At 56.5% G+C, this 24,287-nt stretch carries 15 protein-coding genes; 4 read left to right on the top strand and 11 right to left on the bottom strand.

All coding sequences use genetic code 11. The annotated features are described in order from the left end of the window. Positions 1-128 precede the first annotated feature (128 nt). Positions 129-2,834 carry an HTH-type transcriptional regulator MalT gene (gene malT, locus ES815_RS08240; RefSeq protein ID WP_142487398.1) on the bottom strand — a complete coding sequence of 902 codons (2,706 nt, stop codon included), beginning with the start codon at positions 2,832-2,834 and terminating at the stop codon, positions 129-131. A 584-nt stretch (positions 2,835-3,418) separates the two neighbouring features. Between malT and malP the strand changes: the two genes are divergently transcribed. Beyond that, positions 3,419-5,812, top strand: a complete 2,394-nt coding sequence (gene malP, locus ES815_RS08235; protein ID WP_142487397.1) for a maltodextrin phosphorylase — start codon at positions 3,419-3,421, stop codon at positions 5,810-5,812. Positions 5,813-5,821: 9 nt separating this feature from the next. Beyond that, positions 5,822-7,909 carry a 4-alpha-glucanotransferase gene (gene malQ, locus ES815_RS08230; RefSeq protein ID WP_142487396.1) on the top strand — a complete coding sequence of 696 codons (2,088 nt, stop codon included), beginning with the start codon at positions 5,822-5,824 and terminating at the stop codon, positions 7,907-7,909. Between the two features lie 85 nt (positions 7,910-7,994). Here malQ and ES815_RS08225 read toward each other — a convergent pair whose 3' ends face one another. The 6 genes from ES815_RS08225 to gntX all read right to left on the bottom strand — a co-directional run bounded on the left by ES815_RS08225 (position 7,995) and on the right by gntX (position 17,479). Further along, positions 7,995-9,176, bottom strand: a complete 1,182-nt coding sequence (locus tag ES815_RS08225) for a T6SS immunity protein Tli4 family protein (protein WP_142487395.1) — start codon at positions 9,174-9,176, stop codon at positions 7,995-7,997. 2 nt (positions 9,177-9,178) lie between these two features. Further along, complete coding sequence (locus tag ES815_RS08215; RefSeq protein ID WP_260609677.1) at positions 9,179-11,596, bottom strand: phospholipase D-like domain-containing protein; 2,418 nt, start codon at positions 11,594-11,596, stop codon at positions 9,179-9,181. A 1-nt stretch (position 11,597) separates the two neighbouring features. Further along, entirely contained in the window at positions 11,598-14,363 is a 2,766-nt protein-coding gene (locus tag ES815_RS08210) for a type VI secretion system Vgr family protein (protein WP_142487394.1), read from the bottom strand. A 177-nt stretch (positions 14,364-14,540) separates the two neighbouring features. Continuing rightward, positions 14,541-15,857 (bottom strand): gluconate transporter, encoded by a 1,317-nt coding sequence (gene gntT, locus ES815_RS08205; RefSeq protein WP_142487393.1) that lies wholly within the window; start codon positions 15,855-15,857, stop codon positions 14,541-14,543. 304 nt (positions 15,858-16,161) lie between these two features. Next, positions 16,162-16,737, bottom strand: a complete 576-nt coding sequence (gene nfuA, locus ES815_RS08200) for a Fe-S biogenesis protein NfuA (RefSeq protein WP_142487392.1) — start codon at positions 16,735-16,737, stop codon at positions 16,162-16,164. A 58-nt stretch (positions 16,738-16,795) separates the two neighbouring features. Then, positions 16,796-17,479 carry a DNA utilization protein GntX gene (gene gntX / locus ES815_RS08195; protein ID WP_142487391.1) on the bottom strand — a complete coding sequence of 228 codons (684 nt, stop codon included), beginning with the start codon at positions 17,477-17,479 and terminating at the stop codon, positions 16,796-16,798. A 36-nt stretch (positions 17,480-17,515) separates the two neighbouring features. Here gntX and bioH point away from each other — a divergent pair, with 36 nt between their 5' ends. Both bioH and ES815_RS08185 read left to right on the top strand, forming a co-directional pair. Next, positions 17,516-18,289: a pimeloyl-ACP methyl ester esterase BioH gene (bioH, locus tag ES815_RS08190; protein WP_142487390.1), complete on the top strand. Its 774-nt coding sequence runs from the start codon at positions 17,516-17,518 to the stop codon at positions 18,287-18,289. 113 nt (positions 18,290-18,402) lie between these two features. After that, positions 18,403-18,672, top strand: coding sequence for a YdgH/BhsA/McbA-like domain containing protein (locus ES815_RS08185; protein WP_142487389.1), 270 nt, complete (start codon positions 18,403-18,405; stop codon positions 18,670-18,672). Positions 18,673-18,712: 40 nt separating this feature from the next. Here the strand turns inward: ES815_RS08185 and feoC are convergent, their stop codons facing one another. The 4 genes from feoC to ES815_RS08165 all read right to left on the bottom strand — a co-directional run bounded on the left by feoC (position 18,713) and on the right by ES815_RS08165 (position 24,210). Then, on the bottom strand, positions 18,713-18,949 hold the full coding sequence (gene feoC, locus ES815_RS08180) for a [Fe-S]-dependent transcriptional repressor FeoC (protein WP_142487388.1): 237 nt from the start codon (positions 18,947-18,949) through the stop codon (positions 18,713-18,715). 8 nt (positions 18,950-18,957) lie between these two features. Further along, complete coding sequence (gene feoB, locus ES815_RS08175) at positions 18,958-21,276, bottom strand: Fe(2+) transporter permease subunit FeoB (protein WP_142487387.1); 2,319 nt, start codon at positions 21,274-21,276, stop codon at positions 18,958-18,960. 30 nt (positions 21,277-21,306) lie between these two features. Then, complete coding sequence (gene feoA, locus ES815_RS08170) at positions 21,307-21,534, bottom strand: ferrous iron transporter A (protein WP_142487386.1); 228 nt, start codon at positions 21,532-21,534, stop codon at positions 21,307-21,309. A gap of 351 nt (positions 21,535-21,885) precedes the next feature. Beyond that, complete coding sequence (locus ES815_RS08165) at positions 21,886-24,210, bottom strand: Tex family protein (protein ID WP_142487385.1); 2,325 nt, start codon at positions 24,208-24,210, stop codon at positions 21,886-21,888. Between the last annotated feature and the right edge of the window lie 77 nt (positions 24,211-24,287).

Here is a 24,287-nt window from a genome sequence, read left to right as displayed (position 1 = left end):
TTGTGCCGGGTGGCGGCTTCGCCTTACCCGGCCTACAAAACCGTAGGCCCGGCAAGCGTAGCGCCGCCGGGCAATGAATGGCAACAAAACCGTAGGCCCGTGCAAGCGTAGCGCCGCCGGGCAATGAATTACACCCCGTACCCCATCATCTTCAACAGCTGCTGCGCATGCAGCACCGCGTCCTGGCGGTGGGCGACACCCAGCTTCTGATACAGATTCCGGATATGCGTTTTGATGGTGGTGGCCGCCACGGCCAGCTCGCCGGCGATCTGCTCGTTGCTGTAACCTGAGTAGATCAGCCCCAGCACCTGCCACTCACGCTGGGTCAGCGGGCTGGTGCGGATCAGTTCCGGCACTTCCGGATGGGTCAGCAGACGCTCCACGAAAGTCTCATCGAAATGGGCGAACTTATGGCGATGATGCTGGTTAATCTCCCGCAGGATGCGCTGGGCGCGATGCTGGTCCAGCTCCGGCAGAGTGTTCAACTGAATCAACTGACGCAGCTGCTGCGCCATGGTCTCGCCTTCAATCACAAAGTGGCTGATAAACCCGGTGCGGTTCGCCAGCTGCAATGCTTCCAGCAGCACGCGCTGGGCGTCATTCTTGCGGCCGGCCTGCCAGTAAAGCTGGTTCTGCAGCAGCAGGTTGCGGTTGAGATCGCTCATCAGTCGCAGGCTGCGGGCATTTTCATTTAACTCTTCCAGCACCATTTCGGCCGGTTCAAATTCGCCTAACAGGATCTGCGCCCGGGCAATATTGCGCCACTGGCTCTGCAGGAAGTGGTTATTAGCAAACTCCGGCTTCGGCGTCTGGCGCAGCCAGTTGGCCGCCGATTTCTTGTCGCCGGTCATCTGCCAGTAAATCACCCGCACCTTATCGGCGTTGGATACCCAGTCGCTGTGATACTGACCGTTGCCGAGCAGGTTCTCCAGACGGTTAAGGTGGTTGCGGGCGTTATCCAGATCGCCGCGTGCCAGCGAGCACTGCACCAGCAGGCCCAGACACTGCAGCTGCTGCTGCGGCTGATAGGTGGAGAGCACGTCGACCCCATGACGGGCGGTGCTTTCGGCTTCGTCCAGTCGGGCCCATGCCCACAGCAGCTGGGCGCGGATGCGCAGCAGGAACTCGTGCATCGGCAGCTGTTCCAGGTGCTGATCGCGGATCAGTGTAAAGGCTTTCTCCTGGGTCTCCCAGGCGGCCTGCAGGAAGCCCTGGGCAAACAAAATTTCGCTCTGCTGGATCAGGCTCCACAGGGCGTAGTGCCAAACGTCATGGCGGCGCGCCATCTGCTCCGTCTGCTGCATCAGCGACAGGGAGCGGGTGAGATCGCCTTTACAGTGCAGCACTTCGCCGTGCACCGAGGTGGCGACGATACGGCTGTAGAAGTTCGCCAGCGGCAGCTCCTCCAGCGCTCCCAGGGCCAGGCGCTGGGCCTCTTCCGGGTTGCCGTCGTTGATGGCTACCTGCGCGCGTAGGGCGTTGAATTCGCCGTGCAGGGCGGCGTCCATCTCGCCTTTCATCTCCTGCTCGGCGCGGGCCAGCAGGGTATTCACTTCGCTGTAGCGGTGCTGGCTCTGCATCAGCCAGGCCTGCAGCAGCACAAGACGCGGATTCTCCAGCAGGCTCTCCCACGGCAGGGCGCGGAGCGACTCCTCCAGCAGGGCCAGCTCGCTGTGGTTAAACAGGCTCCAGGCATGGTTGAGCAGAATATCGCGCAGCATATGGGCATCGCCCGCCGCCAGGGCGTGGTGAATGGCCTCGCTCGGGAAACCCTGCGCCATCCAGCTTTCGGCGGCGGCACGGTGAATTTCCGGTAATTCGGTTGCCAGCTCCCACTGACAGCGCTGGCGCAGGAAGCTGCCAAACAGCGGGTGGTAGCTGAACCACTCCCCGGAGTCGTCCATGCGCTGCAGGAACAAGCCCTGACGTTCGATCTCCTCCAGGCGCATCTGGCCGTTGTCTTCGCCGGTGACGCGCACGATCAGCGCATCGTTCATCGAGCGCAGCAGGGAGCTTTTCAGCAGGAACTGACGGGTGGATTGATCGACGCTGTCGAGCACTTCATCCACCAGGTAATCGGAGAGGTGGCTGGCATTGATCCCCGACAGACGACGGGCGGATTGCTGCGTCGAGCTGTTGTTATGTCGGGCCGACAGGGCAATCAGCTGCAGGGCGGTGGCCCAGCCTGCCACGTCATCGCACAGGCGGCTGCTTTCGGCCACTTCGATTGGGGATTTCAGGCGACAGTCAAAGAACTGCTTCGCTTCCTGATGGGTAAAGGAGAGCTGTTGGCTGCCCACTTCCAGCAGCTGATCGCGCACGCGCAGGTTGGCAATGCCCAGCTGCGGCAGGTTACGCGACAGGATCACCAGGGTCAGGTTTTCCGGCTGGTGGCGCAGGAAAAAGCGCATCGACTCATGGATAACCGGATTGGTGATCAGATGGTAGTCATCAATGACCAGGTAGAGCGGGCGGTGCCATTCGGCTAGCTCGATAAACAGTTGGGAAAACAGGGACGAGAGGCTGGCGTACTGACGCTTTTGCACCATCACTTCGCTGGTCACACAGTGTCCGTTGGTCGCCTGCTGAATGGCGGCGATCAAATAGCTGGCAAAACGCTCCTGCTGGTTGTCGCCCTCATCAAGGGAGTACCAGCCGAGATCGGTCTTACCGGAAGCCCACTGTGAAATGAGCGTGGTTTTGCCGTAGCCGGCAGGGCTCGTTACCAGCGCCAGTCGAAAATTGTTCGCGCCGGAAAGTTTCGCCAGCAAGCGTTCGCGGACCACAGTATGGTCAAGACGAACCGGGCGACTTAATTTGGACGGAATCAACATAGTTTTCACTTCACTGTGTGGAAATCGAGATTTTTGATTTTTTTGCGCTTCGTAATTAATCCTTATAAGGTCGGTCAGAAACCCTTTTATTGCAAGTTATGTCCGGGTTTTATGTCCCTTAATTTGCACTCGGTCACAAAAATATATCGATGGGGGAGGGAACTTTTTCGATGGGCCTCGAAAGCGCATGGATACTGGCGTGGCGTGTTTCCAGGAGGTTAAGCATAAAAAGGAATATAGAAGCGTAAAGGCGGTGAAAAGTTAATAAAGTTCCGGGAAGGTTACGGGGCTGAAATAACATTCTGCTATGCAGTAAATTCTGAGCAATATTACGTCGGGTAAGTAATTATTTCCGCATGCCTATATTTCAGGCGAAACCGCATTTCATTTTTTTGACTCCCTTCCCGGAAATCGCGGCCTGAATGCCCCACACTTTCGCCGCAGAAGGTGGCCGCGATCACACTTTAGCGCTCATCCCCGCTACTCCTCCCTGTCTAATCCCCGCCAGGAGGAGGAAGAGGCATGAGGAGCCAGGCACACTAGCACCAACGCCTCATTTTCTCTCTACAGGATGCAGATTCCCTATGTCACAGCCTACTTTCAACAAAGCTCAATTCCAGGCTGCCCTGACGCGTCAGTGGCAGCGTTTTGGTTTACACGCCGCCGAAGACATGACCTCCCGCCAGTGGTGGCAGGCCGTCAGCGGAGCGCTCGCCGAGCTGCTGAGTGCCCAACCCGCGGTGAAGCCCGTCGAAGGCCAGCGCCACGTTAACTATATCTCTATGGAATTCCTGATTGGCCGTCTGACCGGCAACAACCTGCTGAACCTCGGCTGGTATCAGGAGGTCAGCGATGTGCTGAACACCCATAACATCCACCTGACCGACCTGCTGGAAGAGGAGATCGATCCGGCGCTGGGCAACGGCGGTCTGGGTCGTCTGGCGGCCTGCTTCCTCGACTCGATGGCGACGGTAGGCCAGTCGGCGACCGGCTACGGTCTGAACTATCAGTATGGCCTGTTCCGCCAGTCCTTTGCGGGCGGCCAGCAGATGGAAGCCCCGGACGACTGGCATCGCGGCAGCTACCCGTGGTTCCGCCACAACGAAGCGCTGGACGTGCAGGTCGGCATTGGCGGTAAAGTGACAAAAGCGGGCCAGTGGGAACCGGGCTTTACCATTACCGGCCAGGCCTGGGATCTGCCGGTGCTGGGCTATCGTAACGGCGTGGCACAGCCGCTGCGCCTGTGGCAGGCGACGCACGCTCACCCGTTCAACCTGACCAAATTCAACGACGGCGACTTCCTGCGTGCTGAGCAGCAGGGCATCGACGCCGACAAGCTGACCAAAGTCCTCTACCCGAACGACAACCATCTGGCGGGCAAAAAGCTGCGCCTGATGCAGCAGTACTTCCAGTGCGCCTGTTCCGTGGCCGACATCCTGCGTCGCCACCACCTGGCGGGCCGCAAGCTGGTGGAGCTGGCGGATTACGAAGTGATCCAGCTGAACGATACTCACCCGACCATTGCCATTCCGGAACTGCTGCGCGTGCTGATCGACGAACATCAGCTGAGCTGGGACGACGCCTGGGCGATCACCAGCAAGACCTTCGCCTACACCAACCACACCCTGATGCCAGAGGCGCTGGAGTGCTGGGACGAGAAGCTGATTAAAACCCTGCTGCCGCGCCATATGCAGCTGATCAACGAGATCAACAACCGCTTTAAGAAACTGGTGGATAAAACCTGGCCGGGCGACAAAGCAGTATGGGCGAAGCTGGCGGTGGTGTTCGACAAGCAGGTGCGTATGGCTAACCTGTGCGTGGTCAGCGGCTTTGCGGTGAACGGCGTGGCCGCGCTGCACTCTGACCTGGTGGTGAAAGATCTGTTCCCGGAATATCACCAGCTGTGGCCGAACAAGTTCCACAACGTCACCAACGGCATCACGCCGCGTCGCTGGATCAAACAGTGCAACCCAAAACTGGCCGCGCTGCTGGATTCCTCGCTGGATAAAGAGTGGGCGAACGATCTCGACCAGCTGATCAACCTGGAGAAGTATGCCGACGATGCGGCGTTCCGCGAGACGTACCGCAACATCAAGCTGGACAACAAGGTGCGTCTGGCGGCGTTCGTCAAAACCCGTACCGGGATTGAGATCAGCCCGAACGCGATTTTCGATATCCAGATTAAACGTCTGCACGAGTACAAGCGTCAGCACCTGAACCTGCTGCACATTCTGGCGCTGTACAAAGAGATCCGCGAGAACCCGCAGGCCGACCGCGTGCCGCGCGTGTTCCTGTTCGGTGCGAAAGCGGCGCCGGGCTACTACCTGGCGAAAAACATCATCTTCGCTATTAATAAAGTGGCCGACGCGGTGAACAACGATCCGAAGGTGGGCGACAAGCTGAAGGTGGTCTTCCTGCCGGATTACTGCGTCTCGGCGGCGGAGCTGCTGATCCCGGCGGCGGACGTCTCTGAGCAGATCTCTACCGCGGGCAAAGAGGCCTCCGGCACCGGCAACATGAAGCTGGCCCTGAACGGCGCGCTAACCGTCGGTACGCTGGACGGCGCGAACGTTGAGATTGCCGAGCAGGTGGGCGACGAGAACATCTTTATCTTCGGCCATACTGTGGAAGAGGTGAAAGCCATCAAAGCCAAAGGTTACGACCCGGTGAAATGGCGTAAAAAAGACAAACTGCTGGATGCGGTGCTGAAGGAGCTGGAGAGCGGCAAATACAGCAACGGCGACAAGCATGCGTTCGACCAGATGCTGCACAGCATCGGCAAACAGGGCGGCGATCCGTACCTGCTGATGGCTGACTTTGCGGGCTACGTTGAGGCCCAGAAGCAGGTCGATGTCCTGTATCGCGACCAGGAAGCCTGGACCCGGGCGTGCATTCTGAATACCGCGCGCTGCGGCATGTTCAGTTCTGACCGTTCAATCCGCGACTACCAGGCCCGTATCTGGCAGGCAAAACGCTAAGGAAGCGCGATGGAAAGTAAACGTCTCGATAATGCCGCCCTGGCGGCGGGGATCAGCCCCAGCTATATCAATGCTCATGGTAAACCGCAGTCTATTGGTGCTGAGACCAAGAGGCGTTTGCTGGATGCTATGCACAAAGCCAAACCCGTCGCGAAAGCGGCGGTCACCGCCGTCCCGAACGTGATGGTCTATACCGCGGGCAAAAAGATGCCGCTGATGATTGAAGGCAGCGGCGACTTTAGCTGGCTGCTGACCACCGAAGAGGGGCATCAGCACAAAGGCCACGCCACGGGCGGCAAAAATCTCAACCTGCCGGCAAAACTGCCGGAGGGTTACCACACCCTGACGCTGACTCAGGATGCCCATCGCTGGCACTGCCGGGTGATCGTCGCGCCAAAACGCTGCTACGAGCCGCAGGCGCTGAAAGAGGGCAAGAAACTGTGGGGCGCCTGCGTGCAGTTATACACGCTGCGCTCGGAGGCTAACTGGGGCATTGGCGACTTCGGCGATCTGCAGAAGATGCTGACCGACGTCGGCAAGCGCGGCGGGGCCTTTATCGGCCTCAATCCGATCCATGCGCTCTATCCGGCGAATCCGGAGAGCGCCAGCCCGTACAGCCCGTCATCCCGCCGCTGGCTGAACGTGATTTACATCGACGTTAACGCCGTGGAGGATTTTCGCAACAGTGACGAGGCGCAGGCCTGGTGGAAGATGGAGACCACCCGGCAGGCGCTGCAACGCGCCCGCGATGCCGAGTGGGTCGATTATGCTTCGGTCACCGCGCTGAAGATGGCCGCACTGCGCATGGCGTGGAAAGGCTTTGCCCGGCGTGACGACGAACAGATGGCGGCCTTCCGGGCGTTTGTTGCCCGCGAAGGGGAGAGCCTGTACTGGCAGGCGGCGTTCGATGCGCTGCACGCGTATCAGGTGAAAGAGGACGAAATGCGCTGGGGCTGGCCGGTGTGGCCTGAGCAGTACCAGTCCGTTGATTCCCCGGCGGTGAAAGCGTTTTGCGAAGAGCATACCGATGAGGTCGATTTCTATCTCTGGCTACAGTGGCTGGCGTACACCCAGTTTGCCGCCTGCTGGCAGGAGAGCCAGGGCTACGATATGCCGATTGGCCTCTACCGTGACCTGGCGGTCGGCGTGGCCGAGGGCGGGGCAGAGACCTGGTGCGATCGCGAGCTCTACTGCCTGAAAGCCTCCGTCGGTGCGCCACCGGATATTCTTGGCCCGCTGGGTCAGAACTGGGGCCTGCCGCCGATGGACCCGCACGTGATTGCGGCTCGCGCCTATGAGCCCTTTATCGAGCTGCTGCGCGCCAACATGCAGAACTGCGGCGCGCTGCGTATCGACCATGTGATGTCGGTCCTGCGTCTGTGGTGGATCCCCTACGGTGAAACCGCCGACCACGGGGCCTACGTGCATTATCCGGTCGACGATCTGCTCTCCATCCTTGCGCTGGAGAGTAAGCGCCATAACTGCATGGTGATCGGGGAAGATCTCGGCACCGTGCCGGTTGAAATCGTCAGCAAGCTGCGTGACAGCGGCGTTTACTCTTATAAAGTGCTCTATTTTGAAAACGACCTTGAGAAGAACTTCCGCGCGCCGGAGGCGTATCCAGAACAATCAATGGCAGTCGCGACGACGCATGACCTTCCTACGCTTCGTGGCTGGTGGGACAGCGGCGACCTTACCCTGGGCAAAACGCTGGGCCTCTACCCTGACGAAGTGATGCTGCGTGGGCTGTATCAGGATCGCGAGCTGTCGAAGCAGGGGCTGCTGGATGCGTTGCACGCGCACGGTTGCCTGCCGAAGCGCACCGGGCGCAAGGCATCGTTGATGTCGATGACCCCGACGCTCAACCGCGGGTTGCAGCGCTACATTGCCGACAGCAACAGCGCCCTGCTGGGGCTGCAGCCGGAAGACTGGATTGATATGGCGGAGCCGGTCAACATCCCGGGCACCAGCTATCAGTACAAGAACTGGCGTCGCAAGCTCTCTACGTCTCTTGAAGCGATGTTTGCCGATGACGGGGTGAACAAGCTGATTAAGGATTTGGATAAGCGCAGAAGGGCTGTGGGTAAGAAGCGTTAATTATTTCTTTTGTAAGTACTGGTCTCAATACGATAAAACGTATTGAGGCCAGGGCCGCGGGGATCTCCGGAAAAGTACAAATGAATTACCGCCGTTTAATCGAACTGACGATTTGTTCAGCCATTTTTTTCAGCTGATCCTTGTCCATTGGCGGGTTGCCTTTGGCCTGTCGGCTGTCACGCATAACATAAAATAACAAATCAGGTTCGTCAGGGATTGTGCCTTTGACAAATGCTACGTATCCATAATCTATTTCTTTACTGAATCGCGTGAATTTTGCGAATGCTGCAACAGCTTTTCGATTATCTATCTCAGGGTAAGTAAATTCCTTGCCGTATAATTTTATCTTGCGGAATGAATGCCCATACCTCCTGTTCCAGAAGTAAGTCACGTAATCCTTTGCACTCATATTGGGGTCTGGGCGTCTTTCTCCGGGGCCTGGGTTTGGTCCTAAATCCTGAAAAAATATGGTTATATCCGGGTGGTTTTTAAGCCGGTATGTCACTCCCATATTACGGGGCTCATGGCCTGAATCACCTGCAATAAAGCCGTAGGGAATACAGAATCCCGGCTCTGGGGGTACTTCGTAGAGCTCACGTGGTCTGAAACGCTTCAGAAGAGAAAGCACTTCAGGTTCGGATTTTTTTATTTGCGCTTCAGCAGTCTGAGATTTTTCTCCTGTCGATTTTTGGTTCTTTCCCCAAAAATGATATAAGTGTTTGCCTCTATTTATATATATTGTATATCCCCTGTAATCGTAATCTACGAAAGCACTGGGATAATCCTTAAGGATATGTTTATGTTTCCTTAAGAATTCAGACTTTTCATCCATCGGTTTATTAAGTAATTTCAAATCACGCTCTTGGTATTTCCTATCTACCTCGCTACCAAAAGTTATATTATCAACTATCATATTTTTATATTTAGTGAAATTTACTTGGGTTTCGCTTTCAGATGAAATATCAAGTTCATAATCACCGTAATAAAATGAAGTAAATTGCGCCTGAACAGTATCTATTGTCGCTGTATCAAATTTACCACCAAATGTTATACCATTGTTTGCATATCGACCAGTTATGAAAAAACCATTGGTTTCTGGTTGTCTGTCTGGTTTAATGAAACCTTCAATAGGATATAACCCCGCTTCTAGGTTATCAGGTAACTGCATTTGATAATAACCTACGCATTCGTTCTTCCATTCTTGGCCCAGTGCATTGTGTGATATTACAAGAGTAATCCCCAGTAGTTGTAATGAGAATATTTTCATGGTTAACTTACCTGTGATTTATTTGTGTTTTCATTATTGGCAATCTGAATGGAATTATCGCTCTGCAAACGATTGCTGGCGATTAGTCGAATGTTATATGGAATTAAATTATTTTCACCTTCCGTCCAGTGAACAGGGAGCGTAGTAAAAAATCCTTTTATATTTTTTAAATTAAAACTTTGCCTTTTATATCCATTCCAAAAAGATGTGGAAAACGGCATGCTATCTTCATTAGCAATGATCTCTCGTGAATTAGCTGCTATAACTGGCCATAATGATGTTCGAATTTTAACGCTTTGACCTTTATCTCCCTTTCTGTCGTTGCTATGATCAGATTCATTAGTTATGAAATCATTTCGTGGGATAAAATTGAATATGTTCTCATAAACTACTACATTTTCCTTGGCGAGAGTTTGAATCTTCTCCCAACTGGCTGGTAAAGCTGGTTTATCGAGCGCCTCCGCACATTCTCCCGCCGCGCTCCCCAACCATTTACGCCACGCCTTTTGCCGCAGTTCGCGGGCAAAATTACGGCAGGGGACGGCGGTTCTACTACCATTCAGGTCGGTGTAACCATGTCCAGTATCTGATATCAGCACCGCCAGCTCAGAGTCCCTGTCGCCCATCAGGCTGCGGTCATTAATGTTCGCGCTGCCCACCAGGACATAGCGGTCGTCCACAATCGTTAGTTTACTGTGCACATAAATCTGCTCTGTCACTGCCATTCCGTTGAGTTCCGCATGGTCACGCAGGTTTAATAGCGTCACGTATTCATCGCAGCCTTCCAGTGCAATAGTGGTATACGCTTTCCCGCATTGTGCTTCCAGCTCCGCTATTTTCCTGCACCATTCCTTGCGCGGTATCGCCTGTGTTTCAAGCTCCTGCCGGACCCACAGGCTACGCCGGATACGGTTTAACAGGCTGTGTGAACCAAATACCAGCGACTGCCGGGTCAGATGAATCTGCGCCACTATGGCCGGGTCATCAAGTCGCCCTTCCGGATATACCGGCAGCACGATATAGACATGAAAAGGCTGTTTCATGTGGCTGAAAATCGCCCGCTTAATTCTGTCTCCCAGCCATTCCGCTACCGGGTTTTGTGGCATGTCATCGTCCGGTAACAGACGGGTTGCCCAGCTACCTAATTTCGGATTCAGTTTGTCAGCAACCGGACTCAGTTCACTATCGTGAGGAATTGATGATTCCCCAAATGCCGATACAAAAAACTGATTCTCAATATAAATATAGTGTTCTGCCTTGCTGATAAGCAGATGAAGGCTGCGTAAGATATCATCCTGTTTCATTCGTGCCTTCGGCGCAACGTCTGGCATTCCCTTATATTCTTCGCGCCGCATATACAGTGAGGCACTGCGTAATACCTGTACCTGACAGTTCCCTTTGTTTACGGAGTGAGTAACGGGCATTTCCAGTTCGGGGATTTGCGTCTGTAATGGGTTATCAGGATAAGGATGCGAATAGCTGTTCCAGCGCAGCACAAAGTTTCTGACCAGGTCACCCACTGCAGGGCCTTCAATCTGCACCTGATAATCCTGCCAGGGCATCCGCGGCTGAATTTGTGGATTCAGATACAGACTGTCTTTCGAACTGCCTTGGGATTGCCAGAGCTCATGCTTTGCTACGGTAGTAATAACACGCTGGACGCTGTCAGCCTGATGCTTTTCCTTCTGTTTAAGCGCATCACCTTGCTGTTTTCGTGAATACTCGTTAACCGGGACGACATATTCATTCATCGGGTCATAGCCTTTACTGTGAACCATTGGCGGAATGCAGGGATTGTACATGTTCATGCCTTGCCGCCCTTCTGCATCTGCCTGCAAGCCATAATTATCATCGTAACGTCCGTAAGCCAGATCAATACCGCCGACGAACGCCACATTTTCATCAACAATTACGCATTTCTGGTGATGGGAAAAGAAAACACCGGATTTCTCACCTGCACACTGAATATAAAAAGCCTGCCGTCCGAGATGGGTATTCATGGCAGCAAACACGCGCTTCGTGGCCGCCGCATAGGTTTCTACCAGTGCTGGGTTCTCCCACGGCATAATATAAATCTTTAGGTCTGGCGTTTTCTGCGCAGCCTCCATTAATGCATCAACCAGGCGAATTCCCTCTGCCAGTTGTGCATCCCAGTTCACCTGCCAGCCAGTGATATAAATTTTCTTTTTTGCCTGATTAAAGTTTGCCAGAAGTGCTGCGAAATATTCTTTTCCACCAAGAAATGCCTTTACAGCATTACCTTCTGTGTATTCTGAGAAGTTTTCTGACTGACGTTCCGGGCCGCTGGTGTAATGCACCCAGTGATTATGAGTAGCCGTTGCCACGAAACTTTCTTCGTGCTGGTCATCAAAGTAGATGCTGCATTGGTTCATGCCATCATCAAGCTTAAGCGATCCCATCTTATTTACCCTCCCTGAGTGATTTGAGCATTGTTCCATTCACCTGCTGCTCGGTCTTAATACACACGTTGAGTTTTTCACCCGGAATTATCTTCCCGGAAATAGTATTAAAGGCACGATGGAAGCCCATCGTATCCTGTGCACAATAATCTTTAACGTCTTCGTGGGCAGTATCAGAAATCACATTGAAATACAGGCGGTGGGCTCGATGTCCGGCAACCAGCCATAACTGGTTCGCATATTGTGTCGCCAGTTCTGTCAGCTGAAGCTGCTGTGCATCAGACTGCAACACTTTACCTTCTGCATCAGACTCGCCGTTCATTAAGACTTCATCTGTTGTCACGGCCTGCATATAAGAATCAGCTAAAACAATTTGCCACTTACAGCCAGGCTGAACTAGTCCGTTGACTCCTGGTGCTTCTGCAATACGAAATACCGGCTTCAGCTTTGTTTTCTTCTGTTCTGGAGAATCCCCTGTTGCCTGGCTTGCTACCCGAGAGATAAATAGATCTGCCAGGGGCATTAAAGGTAAATGTAAAGGCAGTGAGGCTGGCCCGGCTTTCATTGTCCGCTTCGTCCGCCGCAGGTAGGTTCCCAGGGTCCCGTACTCGATTTTCCCCGCCTCAAGCCGCAGGTAGCTCCCGCCACCAATCAGCATGATGCGCTTCTTCCCCGCAAACGAAATGTCACCCGCCGAGCTCAGGGTGAGCTTCTTCTCTGCAAACAGCTGCATCCTGCCGTTCTGGGCCTGCACCTCCACCGGCCCTTCTCCGGATTTCAGACTCAGCTGGCCCGTCCGGGCAAACAGCCCGAGTTTTTCTCCGGCCAGCGCCGTCATGTTGCCCATCACCCCGAGGCTAGCATCCCTGCCTGAATTGATGGCGACATTCTTCGCGGCTGTCATCTGCATATGCTCCCCGCTGGTGAAGGCCATCCCGTCCGGGGCGGAGAACAGCAGGGCCTCGTTGAGCGGTTTCAGCCGTTGCTCAAACATCTGTATCTGGTCGTCCACATGTGCCTTCAGGGCCTGCGCCTGCTCTGCCGCCATCTCCAGCTGCTGCAGCTGCTGATTAAGCTGGTCGATTTCCTTCAGCGTGGCATCCATGTCCAGCACCTCACCCTGTGCCTTTGGCTGCCCGTCGGCGCTGACAAACAGCCCTTTCCCGGCGCGTATTGTGCCCCACTCATCGGTGCGCAGCTCTGAGCCCTGGCCACGAAGTTTCCCCTGATTATCCACCAGATGCCCGCTATTCAGCTGCGTTTTGCCGTACTCCGTGGCGAGCTTGATATGCTCCTCCCCGCGCCTGTCTTCCATCCGCAGCTTGTTGTTCGAGGGCGTGCGCAGGATGTTGCGGGTGTGGTTGTCGCGGGTGACGGGGTCAGGGTGTTCTGAATCGTGCAGGGCATATGCAATGTACGGCAGGTCAATATCGCCGTTGCTGTACGCAATCGCCACTTCGGTGCCGTCGGTGAGCGGGGTGTGCCAGCCGTAAGTCTCGCCAGAATACGACTTCGCCATCCGCAGCCACAGGTACGCGAACCCCTGCTCACTGTCGCTCCGGTCAAAGTCCAGCCTGACGCGGTAGCGGCCCTGGTCGTCCAGGTGGGCGTAAACAGCATTTTTCTCCCGGCTCTCAATCCGGGCCGGAAGCGAGCCGTGAATTTCAGGACGCGGGATTTCTGCCGGACGGTAACAGTAGCGCTCGGTGTAGGGCATGCCGTCGACGGCGACATGCAGCCGGGTATCCCGGGCGGCGTGGTAGTTTATCTCGGTGATGAGCACGCCCTCCCTGAGTGCCCGGATGACATTGCCCTGCGGCTCCAGCACCTGGCCCGGCAGCAGGCAGGCGGCGTTACTGTCGAGATGAATGCGGGCCGACTGGTTCAGCTCCCGCTCATGGTGGATGCGGGCATAAAACGCCCCGGATTCGGTTTCCGGAGCTGGGTCAGTGTCATCCCCTGCGATTCGGTATGGCTCTGCGTAGCGCCAGTGCTCCCCGCTGGTCACCGCCTCGCTGCGCACACTTACCGTCGCATCCATCGGCGTGGTGGCGGTGCGGTAGTTATAGTCCCGAGTGCTGACCATACCGGTGACCACCAGATTTGTGGTGCGCACGTCCCAGACCGATTCCGCCGCCCCGTCGTACAGCCCGGAGGGCTCGCTGTACGGCAGGCGCACGTCAAAGCGGTAGTTAAGCTGGCTGTCGGCCAGGATATATACATCCAGACCGCGCCCGTCATCCATCTCCGTGCGCCAGTAAATCCCCACTTCAGACAGAATACGCTGAATGAACTGCAAATCCGTTTCCCGCCACTGGGTGATAATTTCACGCGCCGGGTAGGTGTGCTCCAGGCGGAAGTCAAAATCCGCGCCTTCCAGGCCGTGCTGACGCAAAACCTGCTCCACCACCTCCGGCACCGACAGGTTCTGATAGACGGTGTTCTGCCGGGTGTATCCCAGCAGCGCCAGGCGGGAGCTCAGGACCACCCGGTAACGGGACTGGTCGGCAGTGGTGGAAATCCACTCCAGACCGGTAAGGATGCCGTGAACGGTTTTCCCGCTGCGCATCCGCAGGGAGGCGTATTTCATCAGCACCTGTTCCGGGGTGATATTATCCTGCTGCGTGGTGAAGTCGATTTCCCAGCGAAACGGCTCGGTGAGTGCTTCGTGTCCGGTAAAATTCAGCACGTCAGGTTTTACCGTACTGTCGTTAATATCCAGAGAATAGCGGGTCTGTCCGTCGAAAAGTGCCAGCCAGTTATCCATAACAAAGACCTGATTTAGCTTAAGGTTAATCAGGATGGTTGCATGAAGCAGGGAAACTGTAAACGGCTGAAAAAGGGATTAAATTCTTAAAAATGGATGAATGAAACGAAGTTCTTACGAAGGAATGAGAGAAGACTAGCCGGGTGAGCAATCGCACCCCCCCGGCTTATTTTTACATCACACCACCGCACCCAGCAGCAGACACCCAATCAGCCCGCAGACGGAGATGATGGTTTCCAGCATCGACCAGGACTTGATGGTCTCACCGATGGTCAGGTTGAAGTACTCTTTGAACAGCCAGAAGCCCGGATCGTTTACGTGAGAGAAAATCACGCTACCGGAACCCACCGCGATAACCATCAGTTCTGGGCTGACGCCGGTGGTGGCAATCAGAGGGGCAACGATACCGCCCGCGGTAATGGCCGCAACGGTCGCAGAACCCAGGGCAATACGCAGCACCGCCGCGATAGACCACGCCATCAGGATTGGGGAGATGTTGGTGTCATGCATCATGGAGGCGATGTATTTGTCCACGCCGCTATCAACCAGAACCTGTTTGAACGCACCGCCACCACCGATGATCAGCAGCATCATGGCGATGATTTTGATCGAAGAGCTCAGGGTATCGTTAATCTGATCCATGGAACGGCCACGGTTCAGACCGAAGGTGAACAGCGCAATCAGGACCGCAATCAGCGTTGCCATGACCGGGTCACCGAGGAACTCCGCCACGCCGAGAACCGGATGGCCTTTCGGCAGCACCATTTCACAGACGGCACGCAGGGCCATCAGCACTACCGGTACCAGAGAGGTCCAGACGCTGACGCCAAAGCTCGGCATCTCTTCTTCAGTAAAGGTTTTCGCGCTGTACAGACCTTCCGGGATCGGCTTGTCGATGCCTTTCAGGCAACGCGCAAACACCGGCCCTGCGAGGATAACGGTCGGGATCGCCAGAATGGTACCGAACAGCAGGGTTTTACCCATGTCCGCATGGAAGATGGTGGCGATAGCGGTTGGGCCCGGGTGCGGCGGCAGGAAGCCGTGGGTCACGGACAGCGCAGCGGCCATTGGCACACCCACGTACAGCAGCGGGATGCTGGCAGAGGCGGCGATGGTGAACACCAGCGGCAGCATCAGCACGAAGCCCACTTCGTAGAACAGTGCAAAACCGACGGTGAAGCCGGTTAAGACCACTGCCCACTGAATATTATTTTTGCCGAACTTTGCAATCAGCGTGGTCGCGATGCGCTGTGCGCCACCGCAGTCAGCCAGCATTTTGCCGAGCATAGCGCCGAAGCCCATGATCAGCGCGAGGCTACCGAGCGTACCGCCCACACCGGCTTTAATGGAGCTGATAACTTTTACCAGCGGCATCCCTTGCATCAGGCCGACAGCAAGGGCCACCAGTACAAGGGCAATGAAGCCGTTCATTTTGAAACGGATCATCAGGAGCAGTAACAGGACTACACCGATAGCGACGATGACTAATGGCATGATTATCTGGCCTTTAAAATTGTTATGGGTAACGTCATTGTTTCAACGACATATTAATGTTGCCCCAACTGGGAACAGCGTACTTCCTGGCACAAAGACAGGCTGCCTTCTAAATCATTAAGCTTAGTCGGTCGGCGTGAAGGTGTTTGAGTGCCCGCGAGAATGATACGGGTAACATGTGCGGATTGAGAATGACCCTGGCGGTCAAAATGTGAAATCTGAGACGCAGGTCATGTTCTGAAGCAGGGGAGAAGGGGGAGAGGCCCGGATCGCTACGCGTCACCGGGCAACAGATAACGGCAACTTAATAGTAGGAGTGTTCGCCGCGCTGGTGTTCGGTGAGATCGCGCACGCCTTTCAGCTCCGGGAACTCGTTCAGCAGCTGCTTCTCGATCCCCTCTTTCAGGGTCACGTCGACCATGGAACAACCGTTACAGCCGCCGCCAAACTGCAGAATGGCCAGACCGTCTTCGGTGATCTCCATCAGAGTGACGCGACCACCGTGGCCTGCCAGCTGCGGGTTAATCTGGGACTGCAGCAGGTACTCAACGCGCTCCATCAGCGGGGCGTCATCGGTCACTTTACGCATTTTGGCGTTGGGTGCTTTCAGGGTTAACTGGGAACCCAGTTGGTCGGTCACAAAATCAATTTCCGCATCTTCCAGATACGGGGAGCTCAGCTCATCGACATAGGCAGTGAGTTGCTCAAATTTCAGGGCAGTGTCAGTTGCTTCCACAGCATCCGGTGGGCAATAAGAGACGCCGCATTCTGCATTCGGGGTGCCCGGGTTGATCACGAACACGCGGATCTGGGTCCCTTCTTCCTGATTTGCCAGCAGTTTGGCAAAGTGCGCTTGTGCAGCATCGGAAATACGGATCATAGCATTGGCCTAATAGTTGACTAAAATACCTGGGTATAATACGCCCAACCTGAGGGCGCTACAAGGTTCGACACAGACACCATACCTGAACCGACGCCGCGCCGCTTCGCAAAAGCAGGCGGGAGAGTTCCGCGACGGTAGCGCCTGTGGTCACGACATCATCCACCACAGCGATATGGCGCCCGACGACCGGTAATTCAAGAGTAAAAGCGTGCTGCAGGTTGCGTTTACGCAACCTGGCGCTGAGCTGATGCTGGGCCGGGGTGGCGCGGTTGCGGCGAATGGCATCGGGAACATAGCAGCAGTTTAGCCAGCGGGCCAGCGGGCGACAGAGCAGGTCGCTCTGGTTAAACCCGCGCCGCCAGTGACGCCGTGACCAGAGCGGTACGCAGACCAGCATATCAACATCCGGCAACCCCCGGCTGCGCCTGGCGCGCAGCAGCGCCAGCAGTAACAGCCTCGCCAGCGGTTTTGCCAGCTGACTGCGGCGGGAAAACTTCAGCTGATGCACCAGCTGGCTCAGCGGCGGTGTATAGCCGCTCACCGCCACCAGCGCCTGCCAGGGCGGCGGTCTGCGCAGGCAGCGGCCGCAGGGCAGGTGGAGATGAATGGCCGGTAAACCGCACTGCGGACAAACACCTGTCCGCCCTGTCAGCCCCTTTTCGCACACGGAACAGACGCCCCAGTGGCTGAGCGCAAGCGGCATCCGGCATAGCCAGCACAAGCCGGGCACTGTTAGCATAGACAACCTCCTTGTGAAAAAAGAGAACAGTAATCGATGAATAACCTTTGGTGGCAGACCGTCGGGACAGGAAATTGCCATCTTGTGCTGCTGCACGGATGGGGGCTGAATGCCGAAGTATGGCGTTGCATCAGCGAGGAACTGGCCTCGCAATTCACGCTGCACCTGGTGGATCTGCCGGGCTTTGGCCGCAGCCGTGATTTCGGCGCAATGCCTCTTGCCGACATGGCGGAGCAGGTGCTGGCGCAGGCCCCGGATAAGGCGATCTGGCTGGGCTGGAGCCTGGGCGGGCTGGTGGCGAGCCAGATTGCCCTGACGCATCCTGAGCGGGTGCAGGCCCTGGTGACCGTCGCCTCCTCCCCGTGTTTTAGCGCCCAGGCGGAGTGGCCGGGGATCAAACCCGAGGTGCTGGCCGGTTTCCAGCAGCAGCTGAGCAACGATTTCCAGCGCACGGTGGAGCGTTTTCTTGCGCTACAGACCATGGGCACCGAAACCGCACGCCAGGACGCCCGGACGCTGAAAACCACGGTGCTGGCGTTGCCAATGCCGGAGGTGGAAGTGCTGAATGGCGGGCTGGAGATCCTGAAAACGGCCGATCTGCGCGCGCCGCTGGCGTCGCTGACGCTGCCGCATCTGCGTATTTATGGTTACCTCGACGGGCTGGTCCCGCGCAAGATCGTGCCGCTGCTGGATGAGCAATGGCCGCAGAGCGAAGCCCTGATTGTCGCCAAAGCGGCGCATGCGCCCTTTATCTCTCACTCCGCCGAGTTTTGCGCGGCGTTGATTGCCTTAAGTCAGCGTTTAAACTGATTATTTTTCATTCCCGCTGGAAAAAGTGACATACCGCAACAATACTCAATATATCGTTGCGGGTATCCCGCCTTCGATAATCAAAACTACAATCCTCTTTGGGAGTCATGGCTATGAAACTTGTTACAGGTATTGTTGCTTCTCTGGTTATTGGTTCACTCTCTTTTGGCGTTATGGCGGCAGAAGAGATCCAGAAAGATAAAGTGAAAGAGATGAATTTGACGAAGGTTGGCGATATCTCTACATCTGATACCACTGCGCCAATGGATGCGAGAAAAGAGCTTTCCCAGAAAGCAGATGAGCTGGGCGGTAAGTACTATGTCGTCACCAGCGCCAACAAAGATCAGAAAGACATCCGCGCGACCGCAGACGTCTACAAATAAACACATAAAGCCGGGCAGAGTTGCCCGGCTTTATTAACGATTAACGCAGCGCCCACCACTCCCTGAGGCAGGCTTTTCCTTCAGGACAGCTTTTACAGCTGCCGGATAAGCAGCCGTCGGGATCCTCCTGGATGCGCTGCGCTTTCCCCATCGCCTCCAGACGCTCCAGCATGGCCTCGATCATCGCCTGCGGCATGCGCAGGATCTGGCTGAGCTGGGTGGCTTCCATTCTCCCCTGTAGCGCCAGTAAATCACGAACCTCAATTAACGATGCCATGCCGCCTCCTAATGACAGTTGCTGGCCGGGCTGTCACAGCAGGCCGCTGCGGTTCTGCCTTTCGCCAGCAGGTTAACGTCCACGCGGCTGCGCGCCCGGCGTAACAGGCCCATCACCACCACGTTAAACAGCACCACCGCCAGGATACAGACCAGGCTGTAGTGCGGATGCTGGCTGAAATTGACCGTCTGGTAGTACACCGTTGCCAGCGAGTAAGCGATATTCAGCCCCCACAGGACGGAGAAGCCCATCCAACCGCGGCTCGATTCGCGGGCAATCGCCCCCATCACCGATATGCACGGAATGTAGAGCAGGACGAAGATCAGGTAGCTGTAGGCCGCCGAGGCGCTGCCAAACTTCTCGCTCATCACGCCCATCGCCCCGGTCGCCATCTCCCCGTCGCCTTTGCTGGCTTCAATCGGGTTCGCCAGCACGCTCAGGCTGAAGGTCTCTTTCAGGCTCTGCCAGGTTTCATCCACGGCGCTGAACAGTTCGTCCCCGAGGTGAAACGCCGCCGGGTTAAACGCCTCTTCCTGAATATTCTCTGCGGTGTAGAGGGTGTTCAGCGTGCCGACCACCACCTCTTTCGCCATCGCGCCGGTGAACAGCCCGACGGTGGCCTGCCAGTTGTCTTCATGTACGCCAATTGGTTTAAACAGCGGGGTGATGACGCGGCTGACGGAGGCCAGCGCCGAGTCGTTAATGTTGTCTACCGCCTTGCCGCTGAGTGAGAAGCTGTTCAGCGCGCTGAGGAAAATACTGACTACCACAATCACTTTACCCGCCCGCAGGACAAAACCTTTCAGCCGCTGCCAGGTCTGGATCAGCAGGCTTTTCATGTGCGGAACGTGATAGACCGGCAGCTCCATCACGAACGGCGACGCCTCGCCACGCATGATGGTGTGTTTGAGCATCAGGCCGGTGAGGATCGCCATCACGATGCCGAGCACGTACAGCGAGAAGACCGCCAGCGCCCCCTCCTGGCCGAAGAAGGCCGCGGCAAACACCGCGAAGATCGCCAGCCGTGCGCCGCAGGACATAAACGGCGCCATCATGATGGTCATCAGCCGTTCGCGAGGCGCATCCAGAGTGCGGGCGCCCATCACCGACGGCACGTTGCAGCCGAAGCCGACAATCAGCGGTACAAAGGATTTGCCGGGCAGGCCGAGCGCCTGCATCAGGCGATCCATCACAAAGGCCGCGCGGGCCATATAACCGGAGTCCTCAAGGAACGAGAGGAACAGATACATCATGCCGATCTGCGGCACCAGCGGCAGCACGGTGTTGATCCCGCCGCCCAGCCCCTGGGCGAGGAAAATGGTCAGCCATTCCGGCAGGTGCAGGGTGTAACCCAGCCACTGAATGCCGTGAATGAAGATGGCCACCGAGCCGACATCAAACAGCGGCTGTAGCGCGCCGCCGATGTTAATGGCCAGCAGGAACATCACGTACATCACCAGCAGGAAGACCGGCAGGCCGAGAAAACGGTTGAGGATCAGGGTGTCCATCGCCCGGGTAAAGCGGCTTGGTTCGGCGGTAAGGGCGTTGCTCACCACGTCGCAAATGGCATTGATGCTCTGATAGCGCGCATCGGCAATGTGCAGGGCCGGGTCGTCCAGCTCATCGTTCAACCGTGCGAGGGAGACATCCAGATATTGCGCGGCATCACCGGCATAGGCGCGGCTGTAGATATCGCCTTCCAGCATCTGCAGGCCGAGCCAGTGACGCTGTTTGAACGGCATGCTGTGCGCCATCTCCTGGGCGAGGATCCCGGCTTCCCGCAGCAGCGGCTGGGCGTAATGCACCAGCTCCACGTCGGCATTGCGGGTGTGGCGGTCAATGGCCAGCTTAAGGGCGTCGATCCCGCGGGCACGGGTGGAGACCAGCGGCACCACCGGGCAGCCCAGACGGGCGGAGAGGGCGTCGACGTCGATGCGGATCTGCTGCTTTTCCGCAATATCGAGCATGTTCAGCGCCACCACGCAGGGGATGCCCAGCTCCAGCAGCTGTAACGTCAGGTAGAGGTTGCGCTCGAGGTTCGAGGCATCCACCACGTTGATCAGCAGGTCGGCGTCGCCGCTGAGAATGTAGTGGCAGGCGATCTGCTCATCCAGCGAGGTCTGGGAGGAGATGGTGGTTAATGAGTAAGTGCCGGGCAGATCGACGAGGGTGACCTGATTATCGGTGGTGGCGAACTGGCCCTCTTTACGTTCGACCGTCACACCCGCCCAGTTACCGACCCGCTGACGCGCGCCGGTAAGCTGGTTAAATAAGGTGGTTTTGCCGGAATTCGGATTGCCAATTAAGCCAATGGTTAATTTTTTCATTGTATTCGACTCGCTGCGGGAGCTGGCGTGTTATTGGGACAGGGCTTCAACTTCTATTAAGGCGAGATCTTTCTTACGCAGAACCAGATTCACACGTCGGGTTTCGATATGCACCGGATCGCCCAGCGGGGCAACGCGCACCACCTGGAAAGAGGAGCCGGGTAGCATCCCTAATGAGAGCAGTTTCTGCCGATAGGCCGGGCTTATTTCGCGGGTGAAGCCGGTAATTTTCCACGCGCTGGCTGGAGTGAATTGCATAGTGCCTACTTAACGGACGGTTAAATAATCAACAGGCACAATGGTAATGAGAATGGTTTCTCTCATCAATATTAAATATGTGACGGAATGTAGATACGGCTATTAATTTGCGGGCTGATTGACCTTGCTCAATATTTTCGGGCAATGATGGTAAGCGATAAAAAGATTTATTGTTAACGGAGTGATAATTATTGGTTTAAATACGGATATGCAATCGGTTCCATATTTATAAGAAATAAGAGAGTATATTTTTATTTTAATTTTTGCGGTCTGTTTGCCGGGCGGCACTGCGTTTGCCCGGCCTACAAACCGTAGGCCCGGTAAGCGAAGCGCCACCGGGCACTGCCTATGTTAGCGCTTTTTACCCATCGCCGCCGCCAGCGCATCCATCATCGCGCTGTTGCCGGATGGCTGTGCTTCACGCCCGCGCGGTTTCGCCGCTGGACGCTGCTGCTGGCGCGCATCGCTGTTGCCGCCGCCACGACGGGCGTTGGTCTCGCCAGGCTGCTCGTCCAGACGCATGGTCAGGGCGATACGCTTGCGCTGCAGATCCACCTCCAGCACCTTCACCTTCACGATGTCGCCGGCTTTCACCACGGTGTGCGGATCTTCCACGAACTTATCGGCAAGAGAGGAGATATGGACCAGGCCATCCTGATGCACGCCAATATCGACAAAGGCACCAAAGTTGGTGACGTTGGTGACTGCACCTTCCAGCACCATGCCCGGCAGCAGGTCGTTCATGGTCTCGACGCCTTCGGCGAACTGCGCGGTTTTGAACTCCGGACGCGGGTCGCGGCCCGGCTTCTCCAGCTCTTTGATGATGTCGGACACCGTCGGCACGCCGAACTTCTCATCGGTGAAATCCACCGCTTTCAGATTACGCAATTCGCTGCTGTTGCCCATCAGCACTTTCAGCGCCTGCTGGGTGGCAGCCAGAATGCGCTCGACAACCGGATAGGCTTCCGGGTGAACGGTGGAGGCATCCAGCGGGTTGTCGCCGTGGTTGATACGCAGGAAGCCCGCGCACTGCTCGAACGCTTTCGGCCCCAGACGGCTCACTTTCAGCAGCTGTTGGCGGTTCTGGAACTGACCGTTCTCATCACGCCAGGCGACGATATTCTGCGCCATCATCCGGGTTAACCCCGCCACGCGGGTCAGCAGGGCGACGGAGGCGGTGTTCAGATCAACGCCGACGGCGTTCACGCAGTCTTCCACCACCGCATCCAGCTTGCGCGCCAGCTGCGTCTGGCTGACGTCGTGCTGGTACTGGCCCACGCCGATGGATTTCGGGTCGATCTTCACCAGCTCAGCCAGCGGATCCTGCAGGCGGCGGGCGATAGAGACCGCACCGCGCAGGGAGACGTCCAGATCCGGGAACTCCTGCGCGGCCAGCTCGGACGCCGAGTACACCGACGCGCCCGCTTCGCTGACAATCACTTTTTGCGCCGTCACTTTCGGGAACTGCTTTTGCAGATCGAGGAAGAAGCGCTCGGTTTCGCGGGAGGCGGTGCCGTTGCCGATCGCCACCAGCTCCACGTTGTGCTTCTCGCACAGCGCCGCCACGGCGACCGCAGCTTTGGCTGCCTGGCCGGTGTGCGGATAAATGGTGTCGGTGGCAACCAGTTTGCCGGTGCCATCCACTACCGCCACCTTCACGCCGGTACGCAGGCCCGGATCGAGACCCATGGTCGCGCGCAGGCCTGCCGGGGCGGCCATCAGCAGATCGTGCAGGTTACGGGCAAAGACGTTAATCGCTTCGTCTTCGGCGCGTTCGCGCACGGTGCCCATCAGTTCGGTTTCGAGATGCATCAGCACCTTGATACGCCAGGTCCAGCTCACCACCCCTTTGCGCCAGCTGTCCGCCGGAGCGTTGTTCAGGCGCAGGCCAAGATGGTCGATGATGATCTGCTCGCCGTGGCTCTCTTTCGGCGGCTCGTCAAACTGCGGGTCGGCATTCAGGGAGAGTTGCAGCACACCTTCATTGCGGCCGCGGAACATTGCCAGGGCGCGGTGAGAAGGGGTGGAGGAAATCGGTTCATGATGATCGAAGTAGTCGCGGAATTTCGCCCCTTCTTCCTCTTTGCCGTTCACCACGGTGGAGACGATATGGGCGTTCTTCCACAGGTAATCACGCACTTTAGCCAGCAGGGCGGCGTCTTCGGCAAAGCGCTCCATCAAAATGTAGCGTGCGCCATCGAGGGCGGCTTTAGTGTCGGGCACGCCTTTATCGGCATCGATAAACTTCGCGGCTTCGGTTTCCGGGTCGTGGGACGGCGTCGTCCACAGCAGATCCGCCAGCGGCTCCAGACCGGCTTCAATAGCGATCTGCCCGCGGGTGCGGCGTTTTTGTTTGTACGGCAGATAGAGGTCTTCGAGTTCAGTCTTATTCAGGGTGCCGTTGATGGCTTTGGCCAGCTCGTCGGTCAGCTTGCCCTGTTCACCGATGGATTTCAGGATCGCCTGACGCCTGTCTTCCAGTTCACGCAGATAGCCAAGGCGGGTTTCCAGGTTACGCAGCTGCGTATCATCCAGACCGCCAGTCACTTCCTTACGATAACGTGCGATAAACGGCACGGTGTTCCCTTCATCAAGCAGGCGAACGGCAGCTTCTACCTGTTCAGCCCTTGCCTGAAGTTCACCCGCAATAATGCGGCAGAGCGAATCTTTCATCATGGCTATTTCATCTTGTGGGTCGAAAAATCAGGGGATAGTTATACGGACTGGCACGGCAAAATGCCAGTCGCCGCGCC

It is taken from the genome of Leclercia adecarboxylata, from assembly GCF_006874705.1.
In the GTDB taxonomy this organism is placed as follows: Bacteria; Pseudomonadota; Gammaproteobacteria; order Enterobacterales; family Enterobacteriaceae; genus Enterobacter; species Enterobacter adecarboxylatus_C.
Note: the sequence above shows the minus strand (reverse complement) of the source record. Positions and strands in the feature narration are given on the sequence as shown.